Raw genomic sequence first — 16,026 nt, 5'->3', positions numbered from 1 at the left:
ACATTCCCTCAGACGCGCGAAAGAGCCATGACACAGACCGCACCGATCACGCAGGACGTGATGACCATTCCCCGCAAGCTGCCCGATGGGCCGATCAATCTGGTCGGGCTGACACGTGACCGGATGCGCGAGGTGCTGATCGCGCATGGCACGCCGGAGAAACAGGCCAAGATGCGGGTCAATCAGATCTGGCAATGGATTTATGGATGGGGCGTGCGCGACTTTGACGCGATGACCAATCTCGCCAAGGCCTATCGCGCCGATCTGGCCGAAAAATTCGTGATCGAGATCCCCGAGGTGGTGAGCCGACAGGTGAGCGCCGATGGCACCCGTAAGTACCTTGTGCGGATCGCGGGCGGGCATGAGGTCGAGGTGGTCTACATCCCCGAGACCGACCGGGGCACGCTGTGCATTTCCTCTCAGGTGGGCTGCACGCTGACCTGTTCGTTCTGCCATACCGGCACGCAAAAGCTGGTGCGTAACCTCACCGCCGGAGAAATCATCGGTCAGGTGATGCTGGCGCGGGACGATCTGGAGGAATGGCCGCGTCCCGGCGAGGGTGCAGGCGAGCGTCCGCGCCTGATCAGCAACATCGTGCTGATGGGCATGGGTGAGCCGCTTTATAATTTCGACAATGTGCGCGATGCGATGAAGATCGCGATGGATGGCGAGGGGATTTCGCTGTCGCGCCGCCGGATCACGCTGTCGACAAGCGGCGTGGTGCCGGAGATCGCCAAGACGGCGGAAGAGATCGGCTGTCTGCTGGCTGTAAGCTTCCACGCGACCACCGACGAGGTGCGCGACCGGCTGGTGCCGATCAACAAGAAATGGAATATCGAGACATTGCTCAACACACTGCGCGAGTATCCGCGCCTGTCGAATTCCGAGCGGATCACGTTTGAATATGTCATGCTCAAGGACGTCAATGACAGCGATGCCGATGCCCGCCGTCTGGTGCAGTTGATTAAGGGCATTCCGGCCAAGATCAACCTCATCCCGTTCAACGAATGGCCCGGCGCGCCGCATCAGCGCAGCGACTGGGAGCGGATCGAGCGGTTTGCCGACATCATCTACAAGGCGGGCTATGCCAGCCCCATCCGCACGCCGCGCGGCGAGGATATCATGGCCGCTTGCGGGCAGTTGAAATCCGCGACCGAACGCGCCCGCAAGCCGCGCCGCGATATCGAGGCCGAGGCGGGGCTCTGATCGGTGGCGGAATTCGCCCCCCTGCCGCAGCCCCTCAACGCCAAGGGTGATCCGCGCCTCGTGGGCGTCGAGATCGAGCTTGGCGGGCTGCCCGAGGCCGAGGTGGCGCGGCTCTGTGCCGAGGCGGTTGGCGGGACAATCAAACAGGTGGACAGCCATATCTGGCATGTCGAGGACAGCCGTATCGGGCGGCTGGAGGTCTATCTCGATATCTTCCTGCGCAAGGCACAAAAGAGCAAGCTGCGCGATCTGGCGCTCGATCTGGGGCGCGAGGTGGTGCCGGTCGAGATCGTGAGCGAACCGCTCGATATGGAGGGGCTGGCGCAACTCGACGGGCTGCGCGATCATTTGCGCGCGGCCGGGGCGCTGGGTAGTGGCGCGGGCTTGTTCTTTGGCTTTGGCCTGCATCTCAATATCGAAATCGCGAGCGAGCAGGATGCCGATATCGTGCGGCCGCTGCTGGCCTATGCGCTGATCGAGGATTGGCTGCGCATCAACAATCCCATCGACGAGTCGCGCCGCCTGTTGCCGTTCACCGATCCCTATCCCACCGATTTCGTGCGCGCGCTGATCGAGGCCGGGCCGGGGGCCACGCGCGACCACGTGACGGGCCTTTATCTGGAGCATACGCCGAGCCGGAATCGCGGCCTCGACATGTTGCCGATCTTTGCGCAGTTCGAGCCTGACCGTATCGAGGCCGCGATTTCCGACAAGACCTCGGCGCGCCCGACCTTTCATTTCCGCCTGCCCGATTGCCGGATCGACGAGGCGGATTGGTCGATCGCCGATGAATGGCGGCGCTGGCTGACGGTCGAACGGGTTGCCGCGAATGCGGCGTTGCTCGACCGGCTGGCGCGGGCCTGGGAGGACGATCACGGCCTGCTGACAATCTCGCGGCAAAGCTGGGCCGCGCGGGCAGGGCGTATCCTGCAAACGGCGGGGCTGACCGGGACATGACCCGATCCAACCGCCCCGTGATCGGGGTCACCGTGTCGCGCCGCTCGGGCTGGCGCATCTATCCGCTCATTGCGCTCAATGTCTGGCTTGCGGGGGGCTGCGCGCGACGCTGGCAGGCCGGGCGCAGGGCCGAGATCGACAGTGTCGATGGGGTGATCATCGGCGGCGGCGACGATATCTCACCCGATCTCTATGGCGGCTGGATCGTCACCTCGGCCCGGCTCGACCCGGCGCGCGATGCGCTGGAGCGGGGCGTGTTGCTGGGGGCCTTCGTGAAATCCAAGCCGGTGCTGGGCATCTGCCGGGGCAGTCAGATGCTAAATATCGCGCTGGGCGGCACGCTGCATCAGGACGCCTATGCGACCTACGAGGCGAGCGACCATATCCGCACCGTGCTGCCGCGCAAGACCGTGCAGATTGAGCCGGGTACGCGGCTTGCGCATCTGGCGGGCACCGAGCCGATGAAGGTCAACGCGCTGCATACGCAAGCAGTGGACCGGTTGGGCGAGGGGTTGCGCGTCGCGGCGCGTGATCAGGGCGGCATGATCCAGGCCATCGAGCGGGTTGAAGAGCCGTTTGCGCTTGGCGTGCAGTGGCACCCGGAGCATCTCTTTTACGCGCATCGGCAGATGGGTATTTTCCGCGCGCTGATCGCGGCGGCGCGGGCGCGTCAGGAGCATGCGGCGCAGTTGGCCCGGGTCGATGCCGAAACCAACTGACCGGTCGCGACTTTTCCCAAACCGCGCCACAATCCGGCGCGATTGACGCCACATGCGTCAACTATCCCGTGATTATCGGAAAACCGTAACAGGGATGGAAACGATGAACTTGAACCACACCACGACGAACCGCGAGATTCGCGATCTTGTCCTGCGCGAGCGTCACCTTGCCGTGTCCGAGCGCGAATGGAAGCACCGCCTGCGCGGCTATGGCTACGGCATTTGCGACACCTCCGAGGGCCGCTTTGTCACGTCACTTTTGAAAGATGCGCCGCTCTGCCAGCTGAGCTGATCTCGGTTTCTTCTTGGCGAAAATACTCTGGGGGAGTCGCCGCTTGGGGCGACGGGGGCAACGCCCCCTGACGATACCCCCTGAAAACGACAAACCCCCGAAGCGGATGCCCGGGGGTCGTCAAATCGTGCCGCGAAAAACTGCGGGAAAAGCTCTTAGAGCATGCCTTCGCGCTGCGCTTTCTTACGTGCCAGTTTACGGGCACGGCGAATCGCTTCGGCCTTCTCGCGCGCTTTCTTCTCGGACGGTTTCTCGAAATGTTGCTTGAGCTTCATTTCGCGGAAAACGCCTTCGCGCTGCAGTTTTTTCTTCAAGGCGCGGAGCGCCTGATCGACATTGTTGTCGCGAACACTAACCTGCATGTGGTGTCACCACCTTCCTAAGTTAAAGTTGCAAGATTGCAGGAAGCGTCCGTATAGCAAAGCGCCCCGGATTTGTCTAGGGTGCGTCGCAAGGAGGATAGTCGATGTCCGATGCCGATCTGATGAGCCGTCTGCTGGAGGCTGCCAAGCCGCATGTGCCGTTTGACGGATGGAGCGAAACCACCTTGAGGCTGGCCGCGCAGGACGCGGATATCGCGCCCGGTCTGGTGGCTGCGATCTGCCCGCGCGGGGCGGTCGATCTGGCGCTCGCCTATCATGCCGAGGGCGATGCCGCGATGCTCAAACGGCTGGAGGAGACTGACCTGAGCGCGATGCGGTTTCGCGACCGGATTGCGTTTGCCGTGCGCGCGCGGCTGGAGGCGGTCGAGGATCGCGAGTTGGTGCGGCGCGGCACCACGCTGTTCTCCCTGCCCAATCATGCCGCCGATGGCGCGAAAGCGATCTGGCAGACCTGCGATCACATCTGGACCGCGCTGGGCGACACCTCGGACGATGTGAACTGGTACACCAAGCGGGCGACGCTGTCGGGTGTCTACGGGGCCACGGTGCTCTATTGGCTGGGCGATGACAGCGAGGGCAATGTGCGCACCTGGGAGTTTCTCGACCGGCGGATCGAGGACGTGATGCAGATCGAGAAATTGAAAGCGCGCGCGCGTGAAAACCGCGTGGTGTCGGGCCTGATGGCGGGGCCATTGGCCTTTCTGGGCCGCGTGCGCGCGCCACAGGCGCGGCAACAGACCGGCATGCCGGGGCGCTGGACCGGCCCCAACTAAAGCATAGAGGGACAGGACATGAGCGAGACGATGCAGGCGGTCGAAATCACCAAGGCAGGTGGGCCGGAGGTGTTGCAGCCGACCACGCGCCCTGTTCCTGCGCCGCGCGCGGGCGAGGTGGTGATCCGGCTGGCCTATGCCGGGGTCAACCGGCCTGACGCATTGCAGCGCGCAGGCATGTACGCGCCGCCGCCTACGGCGAGCGATCTGCCGGGTCTGGAGGGCGCGGGCGAGATCGTGGCGCTTGGCGAGGGTGTCGGAGATTGGGCCATCGGCGATCAGGTTTGCGCGCTGCTGCCCGGCGGCGGCTATGCCGAATACGTGGCCACGCCCGCCGCACATTGCCTGCCCATCCCGGCGGGGTTGGGTCTGCGCGAGGCCGCCTGCCTGCCCGAGACGTTTTTCACCGTCTGGTCGAATGTCTTTCAGCGTGGCGGGCTCAAGGGCGGCGAGCGGTTTCTGGTGCATGGCGGATCGTCGGGTATCGGCACCACGGCCGTCCAACTGGCCCGTGAATTCGGCGCGCGGGTGTTCACCACCGCAGGCAATGCCGAGAAATGCCGGGTCTGCACCGATCTGGGTGCGGAGCGCGCAATGAATTACCGCGAGGAGGATTTCGTCGAGGTGCTGCGCGCCGAGGGCGGGGCCGACCTGATCCTCGACATGGTGGGCGGCGATTACCTGCCGCGCAACGTCAAGGCGCTCGCCGATGACGGGCGGCTGGTGCAGATCGCGTTCCTGCAGGGCCCCAAGGTGGAATTGAATTTCGCGCAGGTGATGATGCGGCGGCTGACGATCACCGGCAGCACCCTGCGCCCGCAAAGCGATCTGGCCAAGGCGCGGATTGCCGAGGCGTTGCGCGCGCATGTCTGGCCGTTGCTGGAGGCGGGCAAGGTTGCCCCGGTGATGGATTCCGAGTTCCCGCTGGCGGACGCAGCTGCGGCGCATGCGCGGATGGAATCGAGCGGCCACATCGGTAAGATCGTTCTCAAGGTCGGCTGAGCCGGGCCGCCCGCCGGGGCACAGGGCGGGAGTCGAGTATTTTTGCCAAGAAGAAACCCTAGGGGATGGGCGCGAAAAGCGCGTCTTTCATCTGGCAGTCGCGGATCACGTCGCGCCCGCAGGGCACCGGGCTGAGATCGCGGGAGAGGCAGAGCCGCGCCTCCTGGATGCGGCCCGCGCGGCAGGTGATGGTCAGCATGTCGGCCTCCCATCCCGGGTTGGCCTTGAGAAACGCCTCTTCCACCACGCTGGCGGGCAGTTTCACGGGTTTGGTGAGGTTTCGGAACACCGCTGGCCGGGTGACTTGGGCATAGGCCTCGCGCGACAGGGCATAGTAATCGGGCGCGGAAAGACCGGAGCAGGTGCCGTGTTTTTTCCATTGATGCCAGGCGAGGCCCGCGTTGCCCATGATATCGGCCATGTCGCGGGTCATCGCGCGTGAGGGCGGGCGGTGCGGGCTCTGGCAATCCTCGGGCCAGCCACGGTGGTATTGCGGCCAGAGCCCGTGCAGCACCCAGCCGTGATCGGCCTGCGGGTCGCATTGCGTGGCTCCCCGCGCATCGCCTTCGAGCGCACACCATGTGGGCGACCAGCTGAGCGACAGCACGTAATAGTCGAACACGCCCGCGCGGTGCGTCTGTGCGGTGGCGGGAAGGCCGAACAGGGCCAGGCAGATCAACAGCACAAGGCGCATTCTTTGGTCTTTCATTTTGCCGTCGGGGGCAGTATACAGCGCCCAATTTCCCCGACAATGGAAACCGTTCCGGCCCGCTGGAACCGCCTTTCAGGCGACGGGGAAGATTTGGGTAAAGGAGACCTGAGACATGTCACTGCCGATCATGGCCAAGGCCACAGCCGTCTGGCTGGTGGATAACACGACGATCAGCTTCAAGCAGATCGCCGATTTCTGCGGCATGCACGAATTGGAAGTGCAGGGCATCGCCGACGGTGATGTGGCAGCGGGCGTCAAGGGGTTCGATCCGATTGCGAACAACCAGTTGACGCAGGAGGAAATCGACCGCGCGCAGGCCGACCCGATGCACAAGCTCAAGCTCAAGCATTATGCCGCAGCACAGGGCGAGGAAAAGCGGCGCGGTCCGCGCTATACGCCCCTGTCGAAGCGGCAGGACCGGCCCAATGCGATCCTGTGGCTGGTGAAGTTCCATCCCGAACTGGCCGACAGCCAGATCGCCAAGCTGGTGGGCACCACCAAGCCGACGATCACCTCGATTCGCGAGCGGACGCATTGGAACATCTCAGCCATGCAGCCGATCGACCCGGTGGCCCTGGGGCTGTGCAAACAGTCCGAGCTGGATGCCGCCGTGCAGAAGGCCGCCGCCAAGAAGGCCAAGGAAGGCGCCGCGCTGAGCGATGACGAGCGCCGCAAGCTGTTGAGCACCGAGCAGAGCCTTGGGGCGGATGCGGAGCCGCGCATGCCGACGGCGATCGAGGGACTGGAGACGTTTACCCTCGGTCAGGACAAGGATGACGACGAGGACGCGCCGGAAAAGGAATATGACGTCGACAGCGTCTTCAACCTGCCCGACAGCGACGATGACGAGGATGACGAGGACGATCAGCGCTGAACGCCGCTGACCTCTGATGAATGACAGGCCCGGACGCATCTGCGTGCCGGGCCTTTTCGTGTCTTGACGCGGGCGCGGTCGCACGCTCGACTGCGCGCGCAAGATGAGGGAGGCAGGCATGAGCGTTGCGGTGATTGGCCGGGGCTTGATCGGATCGGCGGCGGCGCGGCATCTGGCGCGTGCGGGGCAGGATGTGGTGTTGATCGGGCCGGATGAGCCGGAGGAAAAGACCCGCCATCCCGGCGTTTTCGCCAGCCATTATGACGAGGGGCGGATCACGCGGGGCCTTGACCCCGCGCCGTTCTGGAGCCGGGTCAGCCGTGCCTCGATCGCGCGCTATGCCGAGATCGAAGCGGCGAGCGGCATCCGGTTCTACACCGAGCGGGGCGTCGTCATGGCGGGGCCAGAGGGCAGCGCGCCGATGGACCGGATTGGTGAGGTCGCGGTGCGGGACGGCGTGCCGCATGACCGGCTGGACGATGCGGGGCTGGCGGCGCGGTTCGGGTATTTCCGGTTTGATGCCGGAACCTGCGCCTTTCACCAGACGCAGCAAGCGGGGTTCATCAGCCCGCGCCGTCTGGTTGCCGCACAAGGCGTGGCCGCCGAGCGGGCGGGGGCGCGGATTTTGCGCGCGACGGTCGAGGCGGTCGAGGAGGATGGGCAGGGTGTGCGCATCCGCAGTTCGGCGGGCGATATCCGCGTCGACCGGGTGCTGATCGCGGCGGGCGGCTATACCAACACGCTGTTGTCCGTGCCCTTGCCGCTGACGGTGATGGCGCGGACGGTGGCGCTTTTCGAGGTGGACGAGGGGGAGGCGGCGCGTTTCGCCTCGATGCCGCCGTTGATCTACCTGCACGCGCATGGCGACGGGCCATACCTGTTGCCGCCGATCCGCTATCCTGACGGACGGCATTACCTCAAGATGGGCGGTGATCCGGTGGATCGCGTGCTTGGATCAGGGGCCGAGATCAGCGACTGGTTCCGCTCGGGTGGTGATCCGGAGGTGGCCGCCGGGCTGGAGGCGCAGCTGCGCGAGCGGATGCCCGATCTGACGATCCGGTGCATGAGCCACATGGCTTGCGTGACCACATTCACCCCCGAGGACGAGGCGCGGATCGAGATGGTGTCGGCGCGCATCGGCGTGGCCACGGCGGGCTGTGGGCGGGGCGCGAAATGCAGTGATGAATTGGGGCGTCTCGGGGCCGTGCTCATTGCCGACGATGTGCCGGAGGGCGCGCCTGCCATGGCGTGACATCCGCGCCTCGGAATTATTTTTGGCCGCCCTCAGAAATCTCTTGCGCGAGTCAGTGCAAAGCCCTACCTGCGATTTTCATAGACGCCAACGCACGCGCCTCTGGCCGGTGGTTCGCCACCCGTGTTTACGTAGCGACGGTAACGTCTCCTTTTGGAACTGGTCGGGTGAAAGCCCGGGTCTTGATCGGAGATGACCATGAACGCTTACGTAACCCCCGTCGCGGGCGGCGATGCCGTTTTCGCAGCCACCCCCCTTGTCGATTTCATCCGCCAAAACACGTTCGACCGCCCCACGCTGGTGCTGTCGCGTGATATCGTGGCGCAGAATTACCGCGCCCTGAAGGCGGGTCTTGGCCGCGCCGATATCCATTACGCGGTCAAGGCGAACCCCGCCCGCGAAGTGATCGAGACGCTGATTGCGCAAGGAAGCCGGTTCGATGCGGCCTCGCGTGGTGAGATCGAGCTTTGCCTGAGCCTTGGTGCGCAGCCTGCGCATATCTCGTTCGGCAATACGGTGAAACGAGCCAGCGACATCGCCTTTGCCCATGCCGCCGGGATCACGCTCTTTGCCGCTGACAGCGAAATGGAGCTGGAGAAGATCGCCGAGCATGCGCCGGGCGCGCAGGTCTATATCCGCCTGCTGGTGGGCGCAACGGGCGCCGACTGGCCGCTGAGCCGCAAGTTCGGCTGCGCGCCGGAGCGGGCCGTGGAACTGATGGATGAGGCCGTGTCGGTTGGCCTCAAGCCTGTGGGGCTGTCGTTCCATGTCGGTAGCCAGACGCGGCGTTCGGAGATGTGGCGCGACACGCTCGATCAGGTCGCCGGTGTCTGGGCCGAGGCGCGCGCTGCCGGGCATGCGCTCAGCCTCATCAATATCGGCGGTGGTCTTCCGGCCTTTTACGGCGACGAGATCGCGGCGCCCGAGGCCTATGCCGCGCAGGTGATGGCGATGGTCGAGCCGCGCTTTCCCGGGGCCACCCGCGTGATGGCAGAGCCGGGGCGCGGCATGGTGGCCGAGGCGGGCATGATCGCCGCCGAGGTGCTGCTGGTCAGCCGCAAGTCGGACGAGGATCTGTGCCGTTGGGTCTATCTCGATATCGGGCGCTTTTCCGGGCTGGCCGAAACCGAGGGCGAGGCGATCCGTTATCAGTTCCTGACCGACCGCGACCATGAGGCGACGGGGCCCTGCATCCTGGCCGGGCCGTCCTGCGACAGCGCCGATGTGCTTTACGAGAAACGCCCCGTGGCGCTGCCGGTGGGCCTGCGGGCCGGGGACCGGATCATCATTCGCGCCTGTGGGGCCTACACGTCGAGCTATTCCTCGGTCGGGTTCAACGGGTTCCCGCCGCTGGATGTGGTGGTGATCTGAGGAAAGCCGCGCGCCGGAAACTTTAAAAGTTTCCGGTCCGGAATTTTTTGAAAATTCCGGCTCTGGCCCGCCCCGAAACCGGTGTTTCGGGGCGGTTCGTTTTTCAGCCGAACACGCGGGTCAGTGCGGCATCGGTGGCCGACACGATCTGGTCGATGTCATCCTTGGTGGCGATGAGCGCGGGCGAATAGCAGAGCGTGTTGTTGAAGCCCGGCAGCGAGCGGTTGGTCGCGCCGATCACCACGCCATTTGCCATGCAGTCGGCCACGACCGCCTGCACCATCTTCTCCGCCGCCGGTTCCTTGGTCGCGCGATCCGCCACCAGTTCGGCCCCGAGGAAGAGACCCTTGCCGCGCACATGGCCGATGACCGCGTGCTTGTCCTGCAAGCTACGCAGCTGGTCGAGCATGTAATCACCCATGGCATTGGTGTTCTCGAGCAGGTTTTCCTCTTCGATGATCGCCATGTTTTCGAGCGCCGCTGCAGGCCCCGCCGTGCAGCCGCCGAAGGTCGAAATATCGCGGAAATAGTTCATCGGGTCAGTGGCGTCGTCCTTGAAGAGGTCGAACACACGCTCGTTGGTGACGCAGCAGGCGATGGCGGCATAGCCCGAGGCCACACCCTTGGCCATGGTCACGAAATCGGGCTCGACCCCGTAATGCTGATAGCCGAACCATGTGCCGGTGCGCCCCACGCCGCAGACCACCTCGTCGATATGCAGCAGGATGTCGTATTTGCGGCAGATCTCCTGCACGCGGGGCCAGTAGCCTTCGGGCGGGACGATCACGCCGCCACCTGCGGTGACCGGCTCAAGACAGAGCGCGCCGACGGTATCGGGACCCTCGGCGAGGATGACCTCTTCGATCGCGTTGGCGGCGGCGATGCCGTAATCCTCGCCTTCCAGATCCCATTGCGCGCGGTATTCAAGGCAATGCGGCACCCGCACGAAACCCGGCGTGTAGGGGCCATATTGGGCGCCCCTCTCATCCTGACCGCCCGCCGAGAGGCAGGCAATGGTGGTGCCGTGATAGTCGCGGTCGCGGTAGAGGATCTTGTGCTTCTTGCCGCCATAGCGCTTGTGGGCGATCTGACGCACCATCTTGAACGCCTTCTCATTCGCCTCGGAGCCGGAGTTCGTATAATACACCCGGCTCATCCCCGGCATTTTCGAGATCAGTTTCTCGGAAAAAAGCGCGCCCGGAATGGAGCCTGCGGAGCCTGCGAAATAGGGCAGTTGAATAAGCTGGTCGCGCACCGCGTTGGCGATGCGCTCGCGCCCGTAGCCCACGTTGACTGTCCAGACCCCGCCCGAGACGCCGTCGATATGCTCGCGGCCCTTCTGGTCCCAGACGCGCATGCCGCGCCCTTCAACGATGATGCGCGGGTCGGCCTTGGGGTCGTCCCCGGTCCAGGCTGCGTGCTGAATGAGGTGATGCCAGACATGGGCGCGGTCGGCCTCGACCACGTGGCTGATGTCATTGTCGCGAAGTTTGCCGTCCATGGGGATGCTCCATCAGGTTGAGGCCCGGCGCAGGCGCGCGGAGCCAAGGCTGTAACAGCGTTCGTTCATGCTTCATATCAGCCTTGAAATTTAGGCACACGATAGGGCCAAATAACGGCATTAAATATATCCAGATCACCCCGATCAGCAGAGAATCCGAAGTCAATCCCCTGAAAAGTAGCAGTTTTCTCCTCTGGCCCTGCGTAGTGGCTCTCTTTCGGGCGATCCGAAAAGCTCTTTTCGGATTTACTGAAATGCCTCTAGGCTTTGCACTATGGCGTTGATCGGGACGCATGGATCGGGTTCACTCTTTTATGCAGTGGGCGGTCCATGGGGCCGGTCGGGCTCATCAATGCGGGTGTGTCGGGCAATCATGCCGGGCACGCCGGTCAATCAACAAGGCGCAAAGCCTGTCAACATAACCAACGGGAGACCAGACAAATGAACCTCAAGGCAAAACTGATGTCCGCCGTCGCCGGTGCGGCTTTTGCGGCCAGCGCGGGTGCCGCGCAGGCGGAAATCACCGTCGCCTATTTCCTCGAATGGCCGATGCCGTTCCAATATGCCAAGGAAAAGGGCATGTATGAAGAGGCGCTTGGCATGAAGGTGAACTGGCGCGCGTTCGACACCGGCACGGCGATGAGTGCGGCCATGGCGAGCGGAGATATCCAGCTGTCGGTCAGCCAGGGCGTGCCGCCCTTCGTGGTCGCCACCAGCGCCGGTCAGGACCTTCAGACTGTCGATGTGGCGGTCAGCTATTCCGACAATGACAACTGCGTCGTCGCCGAGGCGCTCGAGATCGACAAGGACAGCGCCGGGGAACTGGCGGGCAAGAAGGTCGCCGTACCGCTCGGCACCGCGGCGCATTACGGGTTCCTCAAGCAAATGAACCACTTCGGCGTCGATATCTCGACCATGGACGTGGTCAACATGGCCCCGCCCGAAGGGGCCGCCGCCATCGCGCAGGGTGCGGTCGACATGTTCTGCGGCTGGGGCGGTTCGCTGCGCCGGGCAAAGGAGCATGGCAACGTGTTGCTGACCGGGGCGGAAAAGGAAGAGCTGGGCATCCTGGTGTTTGACGTGACCTCCGGGCCCGCCGATTACATCGCCGAGAATTCCGACGTGGTGGCCAAGTTCCTCGCGGTGACGGCAGAGGCGAACGCGATGTGGGCGGACCCTGCCAATCGCGACGAAATGCTGCCGGTGATCGCCAAGGATAGCGGTATGGATGTCGAAGCCACGGCGGCCACCATCGACACGTTCGTGTTTCCCACCGTCGAGGACCAACTGACCGAGAAATGGCTGGGTGGCGGCGCGCAGGAATTCATGAAGGGCGTCGCCGAAGTGTTCGTCGAGGCAGGCAGCATCGATTCGGCGCAGGCCACCTATGAGAGCAACGTCAACACCGGACCGCTCGCCGCAGCCAACGGCATGTAATCCCTACTGACACTCTCAACGAGGCCCGCCCCGCAAGACTGGGCGGGCCTTTGCCCAACAAACCCAATGAACAACAGGGGGTGGGGATGTCGACACTATCAATCGAAAACATCTCGATGCGGTTCGATCTGCCGAATGGCAGCCATGTTCAGGCGTTGCAGGACGTTTCGCTCGAACTCAATACCGGAGAATTGATGAGCGTGCTGGGGCCTTCGGGCTGCGGCAAGACCACGCTTCTCAACATCCTCGCCGGGTTTCTTGCCCCGACCGAAGGGCAGATCACGCTCAACGGTCACAAGGTCACCGGGCCGGATGCCGAGCGTGGCATGGTGTTTCAGCAAGGCGCGCTCTTCGAGTGGATGAGCGTGCGCGACAACGTGAGCTTTGGCCCCCGCATGGCGGGTAAGCGCGAGAAGGAGTGGCGCGGCACCGTCGATCACCTGCTGGATGTCGTGGGCCTTCAGGGTTTCAAGGACAAGGCGGTCTATGAGCTGTCCGGCGGCATGCAGCAGCGCGTGGCGCTGGCGCGGTGCCTTGCCAACGATCCCGACGTGATCCTGATGGACGAGCCATTGGGCGCGCTTGACGCGCTGACCCGTGAAAAGATGCAGGGGCTGGTGCTCAAGCTCTGGAAGGAGACCGGCAAGACGATCATCCTGATCACCCATTCGGTCGAGGAGGCACTGCTCTTGGGCGAGCGTCTTCTGGTCATGGCGCCGCGTCCGGGCCGCATTCACAAGGAATACCGTCTGCCCTTTGCCGATGATGGCGTGGGCAAGGACCTGCGCGAGGTCAAGAAAAACCCCGAGTTCGGGCAGAAACGCGAGGAAATCCTGTCGATGATCTGGGACATGGAAGAAGAGATCATGGGACGCACAGAGGAGGCCGACGCATGATCATCCTCGTCATATATATCGTGATCTTCGCCGCTGCCTTCTTTCTGGTGCGCTTCGGCGTGCGCAAGTTCCGGCAGATGAACGATTTTACCTCGCTCAAGACCGTCACCTTCGGGGATGAGAGCGCGGTGCGCCCCGATCGGTGGGCGAGCGTCATCTCGGTGGTGACGATCTTTCTGCTCTGGGGCGCGTTCACCGGGTCGAAATGGGTGCCCGTTCACGCGCCCGGCCCGTTTGTGGGCGATGCCGAGTTCACCTATACGCTCGAGGCCCCGAATGGGGATCGTGACGATGCGACGGTCTTTGTGCGTGTCTTCGAGGTGGGCGAGGAAATCGTGAAGCCCGAGATCGAGCCGGGCGACGGCTTTGCCAAGAATGACGCCTCGGCGGTCGGTGCATGGCGGTCCGACCTCATTCTGATGGACAAGAACGACGAGACAACGCGCGATGACGGGGCAAAGGTCGTGGCCATCGACGGACAGCCGGTGAGCGCGGGTAGCACCGTGTCGGTTGCGGCGGGCAAGGTCACGGTCACCGCCAAGGGCGCGCTCAATTTCACGCCCTCGGGCGGCATGCAGATGGAGCCGATCTGGCTGCCACCGCCCGAATCCGTGGTCAAGCGCGTGGGCGAGATCGCAAGCGAGGGCTATCAGAACTTCACCCTGTGGGAGCATCTCTACTGGTCGCTGTTCCGGGTGATCGTGGGCTTTGCGCTCGGGGCTGCCGTGGGCATTCCGCTGGGCTATGCCATGGGGTTGAGCGATTGGTTCCGCGGCTGGTTCGATCCGATCGTGGAATTCATGCGCCCGGTGCCGCCCTTGGCCCTGATCCCGCTGGTGATCATCTGGGCGGGCATTGGGGAGTCGGGTAAGATCATCCTGCTGTTCCTCGCGGCGCTCTGGATCATGACCATCTCGGCGCGTGCGGGTGTCTCGGGCGTGGCGATTTCCAAGGTGCACGCGGCCTATTCGCTCGGGGCATCAAAATGGCAGCTCATGCGCCACGTGATCGTGCCGAACTCCCTGCCGGAGATCTTCACCGGGGCGCGTGTCGCCATGGGGGTCTGCTGGGGCACGGTGGTGGCCGCCGAACTGGTGGCCGCCGAAAAGGGTGCCGGCATGATGATCATGGTCGCCAGCCGGTTTCAGCTGACCGATATCGTGATCATGGGGATCATCCTGATCGGGATCATCGGCTACGGCATCGACATCCTGATGCGCAAGGCCGAAAGCTGGCTGGTGCCGTGGAAGGGCCGCGTCTGACGGGCCTGCAAACCTGACCAACTCAAAAGGGGGCTGCATCGCGGCCCAGCCCCCTTTTATTAAATGATGCAGGTTAAAACACGCAGTGGGCTCGAAGCGCAATGACCGCTTCGAGCCCATTCTGTCGATTTCGTTGGAAATGAACCTCGGCTTGGCTTGGCCTGAACCCGACATACGCACCACCCGCGCGAAACGCACCGAAGGTGCCGCGCGATCGCCGGGCCGTCCCTCGGCCTGGCGATTTGATAGGGTGCGCAACCTGTTGAGGTTAGAATGACTTGGCTGGGATAAAGCACCCGCCACGACCGTTGCATCGCCAGTCCCCGGCCCTGCGCTCGCGCGGCACCTTCTGGCGGGGTGCTATGACTGCTCCACGCCAATGGCCGACCTTGATCCCGACTTTCACCAAGAGCAGCTCCGTCCGCACAGCCGACATTCATCGCATCCACCTCCCGAGAAAATCTTCGGAAGCTGGATCTTTGTCATCGTGTTGCCCTGAATGGCTCTCAGCTCCGCGCTGCATCATTTATTGCAAAGGGCTGGGCATCGCGGCCGCCTTTTTGCAATGCCCGCTTTGGTTGAAATCACCGTGATCCGCGCGTGAGGCGGATTGTGCGCGCCCCGGCATAGGCCGTAGAGTCTCCCTATGGATGACAGCGCTACCCCTGGACATGCCCCACCCGTACCGCCGCCGGTCAAGATCGGACTGGCGCGCACCTTGGTGCGGCTGCTGCTGATCGGCGGTCTGGCAGTGGTGCTGCACCGGGTATTCGTCTGGGCCGAAAGCTGGATATTGCAGAGCGAATATGGCTGGGCGATGCCCGGGCTCTTGGTGGCGGTGCTGCTGATCTATGCGCTGCTGATCGCCATTCCCTTCGTGCCGGGGGTCGAGATCGGGCTGAGTGTCCTGGCGGCAGGCGGGCCCGAGATTGCGCCGCTCGTGTGGCTGGCAACGGCCACGGGCCTGACACTGGCCTATATGGTGGGTTGTTTCGTGCCGCTGAAATGGCTGCACCGGTTCCTGCTCGATCTGCACCTGACCGGCGCGGCTGATATGATCGCGCGGTTCGAAGCGGTGCCGCCCGTGGAGCGCGCCGCCTTTGTCCACAGCTTCCTGCCCGCGCGCTATTGCGGCTGGATCGTGAAATACCGCTACGTGAACCTTGCCGTTCTGATCAACGTGCCGGGCAATTCGGTGATCGGCGGCGGGGGTGGCATCGCCCTGATCTCGGGCTTGTCGGGGGTGTTCCGGTTCCCCCCGACCGTGCTGACCATCGTGATCGCCACGGCACCGGTCCCGCTGGCGATCTGGCTCTTCGGCTGGCAGATGCCCTGGCTGTGAGGCCCCTGAGCGCGCGATGCCGCGCCAAGGCCATTTTCTGACGGTTG

At 63.9% G+C, this 16,026-nt stretch carries 16 protein-coding genes; 13 read left to right on the top strand and 3 right to left on the bottom strand.

Annotation, left to right across the window (positions count from 1 at the left end; translation table 11 throughout):
• Positions 1-27: 27 nt before the first annotated feature.
• The 4 genes from rlmN (at position 28) to PVU19_RS16700 (ending at position 3,174) form a co-directional block, all read left to right on the top strand.
• A complete protein-coding gene (gene rlmN / locus PVU19_RS16715; protein ID WP_050662068.1) occupies positions 28-1,206 on the top strand; it encodes a dual-specificity RNA methyltransferase RlmN in 1,179 nt (392 codons plus the stop codon).
• Between the two features lie 3 nt (positions 1,207-1,209).
• The gene (locus PVU19_RS16710) at positions 1,210-2,163 is read left to right on the top strand and encodes an amidoligase family protein (RefSeq protein ID WP_050662067.1); all 954 of its coding nucleotides are present in this window, start codon (positions 1,210-1,212) and stop codon (positions 2,161-2,163) included.
• Positions 2,160-2,882: a gamma-glutamyl-gamma-aminobutyrate hydrolase family protein gene (locus PVU19_RS16705; protein WP_050662066.1), complete on the top strand. Its 723-nt coding sequence runs from the start codon at positions 2,160-2,162 to the stop codon at positions 2,880-2,882. The genes PVU19_RS16710 and PVU19_RS16705 overlap by 4 nt, the downstream gene beginning before the upstream one ends.
• 103 nt (positions 2,883-2,985) lie before the next feature.
• Positions 2,986-3,174, top strand: a complete 189-nt coding sequence (locus tag PVU19_RS16700) for a hypothetical protein (RefSeq protein WP_050662108.1) — start codon at positions 2,986-2,988, stop codon at positions 3,172-3,174.
• Positions 3,175-3,329: 155 nt separating this feature from the next.
• On the opposite strand, the gene rpsU is transcribed toward PVU19_RS16700, so the two are convergent.
• On the bottom strand, positions 3,330-3,536 hold the full coding sequence (rpsU, locus tag PVU19_RS16695; RefSeq protein WP_008207378.1) for a 30S ribosomal protein S21: 207 nt from the start codon (positions 3,534-3,536) through the stop codon (positions 3,330-3,332).
• A gap of 104 nt (positions 3,537-3,640) precedes the next feature.
• Here rpsU and PVU19_RS16690 point away from each other — a divergent pair, with 104 nt between their 5' ends.
• Positions 3,641-4,330 carry a COQ9 family protein gene (locus tag PVU19_RS16690; RefSeq protein WP_050662065.1) on the top strand — a complete coding sequence of 230 codons (690 nt, stop codon included), beginning with the start codon at positions 3,641-3,643 and terminating at the stop codon, positions 4,328-4,330.
• A gap of 18 nt (positions 4,331-4,348) precedes the next feature.
• Positions 4,349-5,332, top strand: a complete 984-nt coding sequence (locus PVU19_RS16685; protein WP_050662064.1) for an NAD(P)H-quinone oxidoreductase — start codon at positions 4,349-4,351, stop codon at positions 5,330-5,332.
• A gap of 58 nt (positions 5,333-5,390) precedes the next feature.
• On the opposite strand, the gene PVU19_RS16680 is transcribed toward PVU19_RS16685, so the two are convergent.
• Entirely contained in the window at positions 5,391-6,041 is a 651-nt protein-coding gene (locus tag PVU19_RS16680; protein ID WP_050662063.1) for a ribonuclease T2 family protein, read from the bottom strand.
• A 115-nt stretch (positions 6,042-6,156) separates the two neighbouring features.
• On the opposite strand from PVU19_RS16680, the gene PVU19_RS16675 reads away from it, so the two are divergent.
• From PVU19_RS16675 to PVU19_RS16665, 3 genes are all read left to right on the top strand, one after another.
• The gene (locus PVU19_RS16675) at positions 6,157-6,918 is read left to right on the top strand and encodes a DUF1013 domain-containing protein (protein ID WP_050662062.1); all 762 of its coding nucleotides are present in this window, start codon (positions 6,157-6,159) and stop codon (positions 6,916-6,918) included.
• Between the two features lie 118 nt (positions 6,919-7,036).
• Positions 7,037-8,170 (top strand): FAD-dependent oxidoreductase, encoded by a 1,134-nt coding sequence (locus tag PVU19_RS16670; protein WP_050662061.1) that lies wholly within the window; start codon positions 7,037-7,039, stop codon positions 8,168-8,170.
• A gap of 198 nt (positions 8,171-8,368) precedes the next feature.
• Positions 8,369-9,541 (top strand): type III PLP-dependent enzyme, encoded by a 1,173-nt coding sequence (locus tag PVU19_RS16665; RefSeq protein ID WP_050662060.1) that lies wholly within the window; start codon positions 8,369-8,371, stop codon positions 9,539-9,541.
• 103 nt (positions 9,542-9,644) lie between these two features.
• On the opposite strand, the gene PVU19_RS16660 is transcribed toward PVU19_RS16665, so the two are convergent.
• On the bottom strand, positions 9,645-11,042 hold the full coding sequence (locus PVU19_RS16660; RefSeq protein ID WP_050662059.1) for an aminotransferase family protein: 1,398 nt from the start codon (positions 11,040-11,042) through the stop codon (positions 9,645-9,647).
• Between the two features lie 441 nt (positions 11,043-11,483).
• Here PVU19_RS16660 and PVU19_RS16655 point away from each other — a divergent pair, with 441 nt between their 5' ends.
• From PVU19_RS16655 to PVU19_RS16640, 4 genes are all read left to right on the top strand, one after another.
• Positions 11,484-12,479 (top strand): taurine ABC transporter substrate-binding protein, encoded by a 996-nt coding sequence (locus PVU19_RS16655; protein WP_050662058.1) that lies wholly within the window; start codon positions 11,484-11,486, stop codon positions 12,477-12,479.
• A gap of 86 nt (positions 12,480-12,565) precedes the next feature.
• The gene (locus PVU19_RS16650; RefSeq protein WP_050662057.1) at positions 12,566-13,375 is read left to right on the top strand and encodes a taurine ABC transporter ATP-binding protein; all 810 of its coding nucleotides are present in this window, start codon (positions 12,566-12,568) and stop codon (positions 13,373-13,375) included.
• On the top strand, positions 13,372-14,637 hold the full coding sequence (locus PVU19_RS16645) for an ABC transporter permease (RefSeq protein ID WP_050662056.1): 1,266 nt from the start codon (positions 13,372-13,374) through the stop codon (positions 14,635-14,637). The genes PVU19_RS16650 and PVU19_RS16645 overlap by 4 nt, the downstream gene beginning before the upstream one ends.
• 646 nt (positions 14,638-15,283) lie before the next feature.
• Positions 15,284-15,979: a hypothetical protein gene (locus PVU19_RS16640; protein WP_050662055.1), complete on the top strand. Its 696-nt coding sequence runs from the start codon at positions 15,284-15,286 to the stop codon at positions 15,977-15,979.
• The last annotated feature ends 47 nt before the right edge of the window (positions 15,980-16,026 follow it).

The organism is Roseovarius tolerans (genome assembly GCF_028885395.1).
Classification (GTDB): domain Bacteria; phylum Pseudomonadota; class Alphaproteobacteria; order Rhodobacterales; family Rhodobacteraceae; genus Roseovarius; species Roseovarius tolerans.
This window is presented reverse-complemented; position numbering and strand designations above follow the sequence as displayed.